At 51.3% G+C, this 452-nt stretch carries 1 protein-coding gene; it reads right to left on the bottom strand.

Annotation, left to right across the window (positions count from 1 at the left end; all coding sequences use genetic code 11):
- Positions 1-194: 194 nt before the first annotated feature.
- Positions 195-452: hypothetical protein (locus RCF13_RS25315; RefSeq protein WP_308141649.1), on the bottom strand; the 258-nt coding region annotated here is incomplete at its 5' end.

The following is a 452-nucleotide window of genomic DNA, read 5'->3' as shown; positions in this document are numbered from 1 at the left end:
GGGGGCTTGCAAGGGTGGAGCAGCTTTTCGCTCTTCTTGTTTGGAGCAGGCAGTACTTAACGCCAGAGTACCGCAACCGATCAATATGCTTATGAGTCGTGACATGCGAGTGGGGGCCTGGCTCATTTTTTACATCGCTTCTGATTGACTGTTTGCTATTGCTGCGCCATTTGAGACCGTTATCGGCCTTCACGTCAGATCCTATCCTGAAGAATCAGGTCAATGATCTCAATCCTTTGCTTGTAGAACGCTATCTGCATCGCAGTGCGACGACGGTTGCGGTCCAGCCAGTATGCAGCGACTAGGAGAACTGCAGCCCACCCCATAAGCCAAAAAGTCGCGTTCGGGTGGGCAAAATTTCCTGAGAGTAAAAACCAGACACCACTGCATAACGCACACAGCGTCAGGCCTAGTGGCCAGTTGAAGAAATGACGGCGACGAGCATCAAACAA

Origin of the sequence: Stenotrophomonas maltophilia group sp. RNC7 (genome assembly GCF_030910085.1) — a bacterium.
GTDB lineage: Bacteria > Pseudomonadota > Gammaproteobacteria > Xanthomonadales > Xanthomonadaceae > Stenotrophomonas > Stenotrophomonas sepilia.
This window is presented reverse-complemented; position numbering and strand designations above follow the sequence as displayed.